The organism is Kribbella sp. NPDC054772 (assembly GCF_053611945.1).
In genome coordinates, this window is record NZ_JBSHBJ010000035.1 from 77,347 (window position 1) to 86,854 (window position 9,508).

Annotated in this window: 7 protein-coding genes, 3 tRNA genes and 1 riboswitch; of the genes, 4 read left to right on the top strand and 6 right to left on the bottom strand. The window is 68.9% G+C overall.

Annotation, left to right across the window (positions count from 1 at the left end; genetic code table 11):
• Positions 1 to 30: 30 nt before the first annotated feature.
• Complete coding sequence (locus tag ACWGID_RS35090; RefSeq protein WP_452203647.1) at positions 31 to 1,581, top strand: DHA2 family efflux MFS transporter permease subunit; 1,551 nt, start codon at positions 31 to 33, stop codon at positions 1,579 to 1,581.
• A 3-nt stretch (positions 1,582 to 1,584) separates the two neighbouring features.
• Here the strand turns inward: ACWGID_RS35090 and ACWGID_RS35095 are convergent, their stop codons facing one another.
• Together ACWGID_RS35095 and ACWGID_RS35100 are read right to left on the bottom strand one after the other, a co-directional pair.
• The gene (locus ACWGID_RS35095; protein ID WP_452203648.1) at positions 1,585 to 3,051 is read right to left on the bottom strand and encodes a glycine hydroxymethyltransferase; all 1,467 of its coding nucleotides are present in this window, start codon (positions 3,049 to 3,051) and stop codon (positions 1,585 to 1,587) included.
• A 26-nt stretch (positions 3,052 to 3,077) separates the two neighbouring features.
• A riboswitch (ZMP/ZTP riboswitch) is annotated at positions 3,078 to 3,160 on the bottom strand.
• Entirely contained in the window at positions 3,158 to 4,798 is a 1,641-nt protein-coding gene (locus ACWGID_RS35100) for an acyl-CoA dehydrogenase family protein (RefSeq protein WP_452203649.1), read from the bottom strand. It overlaps the preceding riboswitch by 3 nt.
• Positions 4,799 to 4,861: 63 nt before the next feature.
• On the opposite strand from ACWGID_RS35100, the gene ACWGID_RS35105 reads away from it, so the two are divergent.
• From ACWGID_RS35105 to ACWGID_RS35115, 3 genes are all read left to right on the top strand, one after another.
• The gene (locus ACWGID_RS35105) at positions 4,862 to 6,094 is read left to right on the top strand and encodes a YhjD/YihY/BrkB family envelope integrity protein (protein WP_452203650.1); all 1,233 of its coding nucleotides are present in this window, start codon (positions 4,862 to 4,864) and stop codon (positions 6,092 to 6,094) included.
• Between the two features lie 152 nt (positions 6,095 to 6,246).
• The gene (rsgA, locus tag ACWGID_RS35110; protein WP_452203651.1) at positions 6,247 to 7,314 is read left to right on the top strand and encodes a ribosome small subunit-dependent GTPase A; all 1,068 of its coding nucleotides are present in this window, start codon (positions 6,247 to 6,249) and stop codon (positions 7,312 to 7,314) included.
• Between the two features lie 15 nt (positions 7,315 to 7,329).
• Positions 7,330 to 8,073, top strand: a complete 744-nt coding sequence (locus ACWGID_RS35115; RefSeq protein ID WP_452203652.1) for an SDR family NAD(P)-dependent oxidoreductase — start codon at positions 7,330 to 7,332, stop codon at positions 8,071 to 8,073.
• 48 nt (positions 8,074 to 8,121) lie between these two features.
• On the opposite strand, the gene ACWGID_RS35120 is transcribed toward ACWGID_RS35115, so the two are convergent.
• The 4 genes from ACWGID_RS35120 to ACWGID_RS35135 form a co-directional block, all read right to left on the bottom strand.
• Positions 8,122 to 8,661 carry a GNAT family N-acetyltransferase gene (locus ACWGID_RS35120; protein ID WP_452203653.1) on the bottom strand — a complete coding sequence of 180 codons (540 nt, stop codon included), beginning with the start codon at positions 8,659 to 8,661 and terminating at the stop codon, positions 8,122 to 8,124.
• Between the two features lie 546 nt (positions 8,662 to 9,207).
• A tRNA-Val gene (locus ACWGID_RS35125) sits at positions 9,208 to 9,279 on the bottom strand.
• 35 nt (positions 9,280 to 9,314) lie between these two features.
• Positions 9,315 to 9,385, bottom strand: a tRNA-Cys gene (locus tag ACWGID_RS35130).
• 49 nt (positions 9,386 to 9,434) lie between these two features.
• Positions 9,435 to 9,507: transfer RNA gene (locus ACWGID_RS35135), tRNA-Gly, on the bottom strand.
• Position 9,508 lies beyond the last annotated feature (1 nt).

Below are 9,508 nucleotides of genomic sequence, written 5' to 3' on the forward strand. Positions count from 1 at the left end.
CTATCACAAACTTCTGATATTTTGCGTTCCATGACCACGACCACCGACACCTCCACGCCGACGCTCACCGGCGCCCGCCGCTTCGGTGTCCTCATCGCACTCTGTCTCGCCGTCCTCGTCCTCGGCCTCGACACCACCGTGCTGAACGTCGCGCTGCCGACACTCGCCCAGGACCTGGACGCCTCGACCAGCCAGCTGCAGTGGATGGCGAACAGCTACAACCTCGTGCTCGCCGCACTGCTGCTGCCGGCCGGTCTGCTCGGCGACCGGTTCGGCCGCCGGAAGATCATTGCGATCGCGCTCAGCCTGTTCGGGCTCGCGTCGCTCGCCTGCGCGCTGTCCGACTCGGCCGGGGCGTTGATCGCCTCCCGGGCGTTCCTCGGGATCGGCGCCGCCATGATCGTCCCGGTCGCGCTGTCGCTGATTACCGTGCTGTTCCGCACCGAGGTGGACCGGAAGAAGGCGATCGGCTTCTTCGTCGTTGCCAACAGCATCGGTATGCCGCTCGGCCCGATCGTCGGCGGATTGCTCCTCGACCACGCCGGCTGGCAGTGGATCTTCGTGATCAACGTCCCGATCGCCTTCCTAGCCGCGCTCGCGGTGACGGTGCTCGTCCCGGAGAGCCGGAGCGCGAACCGGCCGGCGATCGACTGGCTCGGGATCCTGCTGTCCAGTGCCGGACTGGCCGCGCTCGTGTACGGCGTGACGAAGGCCGGTGAGACCTCGTGGACGAGTGGCGTGACGCTGCTGTTCCTCGCGCTGGCCGTCGTCCTGATCGCCGGGTTCCTGATCTGGCAGCGGCGGAACAGTGCGCCGTTGATCGAGCTGCGGTTGTTCCACGAGCGCGTGTTCACCGGGGGCGCCGTACTGCTGACAGTGTCGGTGTTCGCGATCTTCGGGTTGCTGTTCACGATGCCGCAGTACTTCCAGGGCATCAACGGGTCGGACGCGTTGCACACCGGGCTGAAGCTGCTGCCGTTCATCGGTGGCATGACGATCGGTGCGAAGCTCGCCGAGCCGGTGGAGGCGCGGGTCGGGACCCGGTTGGTCGTGATGGCCGGCTTCGTGGTGATGGCGGTCGGGTTCGTGCTCGGGGCCTTCACCGATCTCGGCACCGGGTACGGGTACACGGCGATCTGGTTCGTGGTGGTCGGGTTCGGCCTCGGCTGCTCGATGCCGCAGGCAATGAACGCGGCGCTCGGCGTCCTCGACCCGGAGCGGGCCGGCACCGGGTCAGGTCTGCTGCAGGCCTTCCGGCAGGTCGGTGGCACGGTCGGCGTCGCCGTCCTCGGGACCGTGCTGAACTCGGTCTACCGCACCAACGTCGACACCACGGGACTCCCGGCGCAGGCTGCCGACGCGGTGCAGAAGAGTCTCGGCGGTGGGCTTGCAGTCGCGACGAAGACTGGCTCCGCGGGGCTGCTGAACGACGTACGCGATGCCTTCATGACGAGCTTGAACACCACGATGTGGGTGTCCGGCGGGATCGCCGTCATCGGCGCGATTCTCGCCGGAGTACTGATGCCGAAGAGAGCTGCCCGCCCTCAGCCGAGCGAGAGCGGGCAGCCAGTCATCAGTTGAGGATCAGTTGAGCTCGAGGCCCGGGTACAGCGGGAACTTGTCGAGCATCTCGGCCGAGGCGGCCTTGGTCTTGTCGGCGACCCCGTCGGCCAGCACGTACTTCGCCTTCGACGGAGCACCGGCGGTCGTGGTGGTCGGCGTGGTCGCGGACAGCACGTCCACGATCAGCTCGGCCACCCGGTCGAACTCGTCGCCACCGAACCCGCGGGTGGTGAGCGCCGGCGTACCGATCCGGACGCCGGAGGTGTACCAGGCGCCGTTCGGGTCCCGCGGTACGGCGTTCCGGTTGGTCACGATGCCCGCGTCGAGCAGCGCCGACTCGGCCTGCCGGCCGGTGATGCCGTACGACGAGACGTCCAGCAGCACCAGGTGGTTCTCGGTCCCGTCGGTCACCAGCTTCACGCCACGCTTCATCAGCCCCTCGGCCAGCGTGACCGCGTTGTCGGCGACCGCCTGCGCGTACTGCTGGAACGCGGGCTGCCGCGCTTCGGCCAGCGCGACCGCCTTCGCGGCCATCGTCTGGCTGAGCGGACCACCGAGGACCATCGGGCAGCCGCGGTCGACGGACTCGGCGTACTCCGGCTGGCAGAGCACCATGCCGCCGCGCGGGCCGCGCAGCGACTTGTGCGTGGTCGTGGTGGTGACGTGCGCGTGCGGGATCGGGTCGAAGTCGTCGGTGAAGACCTTGCCCGCGACCAGACCGGCGAAGTGCGCCATGTCGACCATCAGCGTGGCGCCGACCTCGTCCGCGATCTCGCGCATCTTCGCGAAGTTCACCTTGCGCGGGTACGCCGAGTAGCCGGCGATCAGGATCAGCGGCTTGAACTCACGCGCCGCCGCGGCGACCGCGTCGTAGTCGAGCAGACCGGTCTCCGGGTCGGTGCCGTACGAGTGCTGGTTGAACATCTTGCCGGAGATGTTCGGCCGGAACCCGTGCGTGAGGTGACCGCCGGCGTCCAGCGACATACCGAGCATCTTCTGGTCGCCGAGCGCCTTGCGGAGCTTGGTCCAGTCCTCGTCGGTCAGGTCGTTGACGTGCTTCGCGCCCGCCTCGGCCAGCGCCGGGGACTCGATCCGCTGCGCCAGGATCGCCCAGAAGGCGACCAGGTTCGCGTCGATGCCGGAGTGCGGCTGGACGTACGCGTGCGGTGCGCCGAACAGCGCCGTCGCGTGGTCCGCGGCGGTCTGCTCGACGGTGTCGACGTTCTGGCAGCCCGCGTAGAAGCGGTGCCCGATGGTGCCCTCGGCGTACTTGTCCGACAGCCAGTTGCCCATCGTCAGCAAGGTGGCGGGGGAGGCGTAGTTCTCGCTCGCGATCAGCTTCAGCGAGGAGCGCTGGTCGGCCAGCTCGGACCGGATCGCGCCGGCGATGGTCGGCTCGACCGCGGCGATCACCTGCAGCGCGTTGTTGTACGCTGCCGACGCGGCGGCGGCGTCGAAGGACGCGGTGTTGTCGGTGGGTTGAGGCATCGTTGTCTCTCCTGCTTGCAGTGGGTCGAAGGCACCCAGGCGCACGGTGCCGACGGGTTTCGCTCCCCGGTGGTTCTCCACCTTCAGCGCGCCAGTCGCGACGCGTTCACCCTATCGCGCGCGTGACGATCTGCTCGAACGGCGTCGTCCGCGGCAACGTGCCGAACACACCACCCCAGTCGTTGGCCAGCCGCGCCGCGACGAACGCGTCCGCGACCGCGGGTGTCGAGTGCCGGATCAGCAGCGAAGCCTGCAGGCACAGCGCCATCTGGGCGGCCAGCCGACGCGCACCGGCTTCGGCGTTCTCGAGGTCGGCAAGCGCTTGCAGCACGTCGTTCACCGCCGCGTCCAGCCGCGCGTCGGCTCCTTGCGCGGCGCCGACCTCGAGCAGCCAGGCGTCGAACGACTCGGGCCGGCGGAGCGCCCGCAGTACGTCGAGCGCGTTGACGTTGCCCGAACCCTCCCAGATGGAGTTGAGCGGCGACTCCCGATAGAGCAGCGGGAGGCCCGACTCCTCGACGTACCCGTTGCCGCCGAGGCACTCGAGCGCCTCGGCCACCATGAACGGCGTCCGCTTGCACACCCAGAACTTCGCCAACGGCAACGCGATCCGCCGGAAGGCGCGCTCCTGCTCGTCGCCGCCGAGAGAAGCATCGACTGCCGCGGCGAGACGCATGCCGAGCGCTGTGGCTGCTTCGCTCTCGATCGCCAGGTCCGCGAGCACGTTCTGCATCGCGGGTTTGTCGGCGAGCAACCCACCGAACGCACTCCGGTGCTGCGTGTGCCAAATCGCCTCGACGAGCGCCCGCCGCTGGAGCGCGGACGAGCCGAGTACGCAGTCCAGCCGGGTCGCCGCGACCATCTCGATGATCGTCCGGACACCGGCACCCTCGTCACCCAGGCGGTACCCGACGGTGCCGTGAAACTCGACCTCGCTGGACGCGTTCGACCGGTTGCCGAGCTTGTCCTTGAGCCGCTGCAGCGCGAACGGGTTCCGGTTGCCGTCGGCAAGAACCCGCGGTACGACGAAGCAGCTCAGCCCCTCAGGCGCCTGGGCGAGCACCAGGAAGACGTCCACCTGCGGCGCCGAGCAGAACCACTTGTGCCCGTTGAGCTGATACTCGCCGTCGGCACCGGTCGGCGTCGCGGTCGTCAGGTTCGCCCGGACGTCCGAGCCGCCCTGCTTCTCGGTCATCCCCATCCCGGCGAGTACGCCGTTCTTCTCCGCCGCGGGCAGGCGCCGTACGTCGTACTCGGTCGAGGCGAGCTGCGGGATCCACTCCTTCGCGAGCCGCTCGTCCGCCTTGAGCGCGGGCACCGCGGCGTACGTCATCGAGATCGGGCAGCCGTGGCCCGGCTCGACCTGGGACCACAGGTAGAACCCGGCGGCCCGGGTCAGGTGCGGGGACGGGCGCTCGCTGGTCCACGCCGCGGCCTGCAGGCCGAAACCGACGGCCCGCTCCATCAGCCAGTGCCACGCGGGGTGGAAATCGACCTCGTCGACGCGGTGGCCGTAGCGGTCGTGGGTGCGCAGGACCGGCGGGTTCTGATTTGCCGGGAGGGCGAGCGCGAGGGCCTCCTCGGAGCCTGCGAGCTCGCCGATTCGGTGCAGACCGGGGTCAGCGGCGAGGTCCGCCGCGGGACCGGCGTACGGACGCAGAGCGTCACCAAGTGCCGTGTCGCGGGTGAAGAAGTTCACGCCCCGCAGTGGGGGAGCCTGGTTCGTTACCGCGAATGGGTCCGCCATGTCAGTACGGTAAGCGGTATGGCACGTTCTGGGGCAGGACCCGCGAGAGGGAGCTTCCTCTCCTTGACATGGGTTCGCAGGATCCCCGCGACGACCTGGAAGCTGCTCACCCAGACCATCGGAGTCTGTCTGCGCTACCGGGTCACCGGTCTCGCGGCCGAGGGGGCGTTCTTCGCGATCCTCTCGCTGCCGCCACTGATCTTCGGGCTCGCCGGATCGCTCGGTTACATCGCGAGCAAGTGGTTCGAGGTCGAGACGATCAACGACATCAAGCAGCAGATCGTCGATCTGGCCGCCCGGGCGCTGACCGACGACTCGATCAAGAACGTGATCGCGCCGACGCTCGACCAGGTGCTGAACGGCGGCCGGCCGGACGTGATCTCGATCGGTTTCGTGCTGGCGCTGTGGTCCGGCAGCCGCGCGCTGAACGTCTTCGTCGACACCATCACGATCATGTACGGGATGGGCGGCAAGCGCGGCATCGTCCGCACCCGCGCGCTGTCCTTCAGCCTGTACTGCGCCGCGCTGATCATCGGCGTGATCGTCCTGCCGCTGGTGCTGGCCGGACCGAACGCGGTCGACGCCTTGTTGCCGCACCGGCTGGACTTCCTGAACCAGCTGTACTGGCCGGTGGTCACGATCCTGTCCGCGGGCTTCCTGAACACCCTGTACCACCTGTCGGTGCCGATCCGGACGCCGTGGGTGTCCGACCTGCCCGGGTCCTTCCTGGCGCTGTCGATCTGGATCCTCGGCAGCTTCGTGCTCCGCTGGATCCTGCAGAGCACGGTCGGCGGTACGTCGATCTACGGGCCGCTGGCCGCGCCGATCGCCGTACTGATGTGGCTGTACATGACCGCGATCGCTGTGCTGATCGGTGCTGCCTTGAACGCGGTCGTGGACCGGCTGTGGCCGCACAAGGCGCATGTCGCCGAGGTGAAGGCGGCATCCGCGGAGGCGGGTTCAGGCGAGGACGCCGAGGTCGAGCCGGTGATGAGGGCCGAGCCGGAGCGGCACCACGAGCACTCGCACTCGCTGACGCCGGTCGAGTCCGACGAGCGGCCGGAGGCGGAGGCGGCTCGCAAGATCGAGAAGCTCTCGGAGCCGAGACCGCAGCCCGCGCCGAAGTCTGCGCCGAAGCCTGAAGCGGAGCCTGCGCGGAAGCCTGAGGTTGAGCCCGCTCCTAAGCCTGCTGCGGAGGCCAAGGCGCCTGCGGTGGAGCCGGAGCCCAATGGAGAGCGGAAGCGGGCGTCGGTCGGAAAATCCGGTGCGCAGAGTGAGACCGACGACCTAGGCTGACGGCATCGCGAAACACGGTCCTGGCTGGACCGCAAGGACTGGAAGGGAGGCAACCCGCCATGAGCTATGAACTGGCCCGACGGGCCGTTGTCTCCCACCTCGTCCGTCCGCTGAGCTGATCTCGCGGCCGGACCCTCCGAAAGGTTCGCCGCATGTCAGCCACACTCCAGGCCCTGGGACTCGACAGCTCCACGGCCGAACTTCTGCAGTCTGTCCCGGACGAACTGGTCCCGGGACGGGTCGCCCGGGTCGACAAAGGCCTGGCGACCGTTTTCACCGCGGACGGGCCGGTCCGCGCCGGCTGGTCCGGTGCACTGCTCGCCGCGATCGCAGCCGACCCTCAGGCCGGCCCGTGCACCGGGGACTGGGTAGTACTGCGGTTCTGGCCCGACGACCGCATCACGGTCGAGTCGGTGCTGCCACGCCGTACGTCGATCATCCGGGCCGAGGTCGGCGGGTCGTCGCGTGGACAGGTGCTCGCGGCAAACGTCGACGTGATCGCCATCGTCGTCGGACTGGTCCCGGAGCCGAACATCGTCCGCATCGAGCGCTTCATGGCGCTGGCGTGGGAGAGCGGCGCGCGCCCGGTCGTCGTACTGACGAAATCCGACCTGGTCACCGACGCCGAGCTCGTAGCCGAGGACGTGGCGGGTGCCGCGCCCGGCGCCGACGTACTGGTGTGCAGTGCCACCACGGGCGCCGGGCTGGACGACGTACGTGCGTTGCTGGACGGGGACGCGACGCTGGCGTTGCTGGGGTCCAGTGGGGCGGGCAAGTCGTCATTGGTGAACGCACTGGCCGGCGTCGAGCTGCTGGACGTGCAGGACATCCGGGAGGACGGCAAGGGCCGTCATACGTCGGTACGGCGCGAGCTGATCGTGCTGCCGAGTGGTGGGGTCGTCGTCGACACGCCTGGGCTGCGGGGGATCGGTCTGCAGGAGTCCGGGGAGGGGCTGGCCGCGGCGTTCCCGGACATCACGGAGCTGGCCGAGCAGTGCAAGTTCAAGGACTGCTCCCACGTGATGGAGCCGGACTGCGCGGTACGGGCGGCTCTCGACGACGGCTCGTTGCCGTACCGGCGCTATGACAGCTGGGTGAAGCTGCAGCGCGAGGCGGCGTACATGGCTCGTCGTGCGGACGCGCGGGTGCGTGCGCAGGCGAAGAAGGACTGGGTGCGGGCCAGCAAGTCGTACCGCAGGGACATCAAGCCGCGGCCGTAGTGAAAGGATCGGGGCATGGATCGTGCAGTCCTGATCACAGGCGCTTCCAGAGGAATCGGTGCGGCGACCGCTCACGCGTTTGCCGCCGCCGGAGACCGGGTGGCCGTCCACTACAGCTCGTCGCCGGACGCCGCGGCCCAGGTGGTGAAAGAGCTGCCGGGGGAGGGACACGTCGCCGTACAGGCCGATCTGGCTGATCCGGACGCGATCGAGTCGATGGTGTCTGACGCCGCGGCGGCGCTGGGTGGCATCGACGTACTGGTGAACAACGCGGGGGTGTATCACCCGCACCGCATCCGCGAGACGACGTACGCCGAGTGGCAGCAGGCGTGGGCGGACACGCTCGCGGTGAACCTCGTCGGCCCGTCCAACGTCACGTGGTGCGCGGTCCGGCACATGGGCCGCGGCGGCCGGATCGTCAACGTGTCGTCCCGCGGCGCCTTCCGCGGCGAGCCGAACCAGCCGGCGTACGGCGCGTCGAAGGCCGCGATCGTCTCGTTCACCCAGTCCCTGGCCCGCGCGCTGGGCCCGGAAGGTATCGCGGTCACCGCGATCGCGCCGGGCTGGACCGTCACCGATATGGCCGCGGTGAACCTCGCAGGCGAAGGCTACGACCGACGCCGCCTGGAGAGCCCGCTGGAACGAGTGGCCGATCCGTCGGAGGTCGGGGCGGCAATCCTGTACCTGGCCTCGGCCGAGGCCGAGTTCGCCACCGGCACAGTCCTCGACTTCAACGGCGGCTCGTACCTACGCATGTAACGCGGTCACCCACCCGCCGGGGGCCTGGTCGCAGCTGCCCGGCGCCTCTCACGCCACCGGTTGGCTCGGGCGTCGCAAGCCGAGCCACTGCTCGGCGCCCCACGCCTGAAACCGCTCCACCTCAACGAACCCCAGCTTCGCGGCAAGCCGCATTGAGGCGACGTTCGCGGTCTGCGTGAAGAGCACCACCGGTTCGTCAGGAAGCACGTCGTCGAACCAGTCGAGCACCGCCGCGCAGGCCTCAGCGGCGTACCCGAATCCCCAGGCCCGCGGCAGAAACAAATACCCGAGATCGACCTTCCCGACAGCCGCCGGCCGCCGCTGCCCAGTCGCCCTCTTGAGCAGAACCTGGCCGATCATCTCCCCGTCGAGCTCAACCACAAAGCTCCCCGGCCACTCCTCAGGCACCGCAGGCAGTTCCCGCTCGAGCTCATCCCGCCCGCGAGGCCCGCCGAGATACTCATGCACCTCCGCCGACCCCAACAACTCAACAAACCCCGCCCGATCCCGCCCCTCAGCCCCCCGAACCACCAACCGCTCAGTCCGAACCACCCCAGGCGGCCAAGCCACCCCACCAACCCCATCCATCCCCCCACCCAACCACACCCCACCGAGCAGTCACCCGCGCCGTTCCCTCCCCGCCCTGACTCCGATTGGGGAGGATCACCCTCCCGAATCGGCCAGTCATCCTCCCCAACCCGGCGCGACCAGCGGGGTGACGGACGGCGGGATCTCACAGCTACCCGAACGCCGACCAGTTCCCGAATCCCCAGGCCATCACAATCCGTCTCCCGAGCCCCCGTCAACGCTCAGGCCGGCCGACCACGGCCGATTGTGATGGCCTGCAGATCCACTCCACAGGCAACCCGACCCGAGCAGTCCCACAGGCCGCGGCGAGCAACCCCAACCAGGTAATCGACCGCGACGAGAAACCCACGCCGGTCAGCCAACGGCGGCGAGGAACCCCAAGCGGTCAGACGACTGCGGCGGCCGACCACGGAGCCGAGCGAAGCGAAGGCGCCAGGGGGTGCGGGTGGCGGAGCCCCCGCTTGAGGCGAGCGGAGCGCTGCCGCACAAATGACGAAGGCGAGGTGGCCTGCGCGTTTCGCAGGCACACCTCGCCTCTCGGCTTCGTGGACGATACTGGGATCGAACCAGTGACCTCTTCCGTGTCAGGGAAGCGCGCTACCGCTGCGCCAATCGTCCAGAAAGACCCACTCAACAAGCCTAAGTGGTTCTCGAGGTGGAGACGGGATTCGAACCCGTGTACACGGCTTTGCAGGCCGTTGCCTCGCCTCTCGGCCACTCCACCACTGAGGCTGTTCGACATCTGAGGACGGTGGCCTGCCGAACCCTCTCCGAGCGGACGACCGGGTTCGAACCGGCGACCTCAACCTTGGCAAGGTTGCGCTCTACCAACTGAGCTACGTCCGCG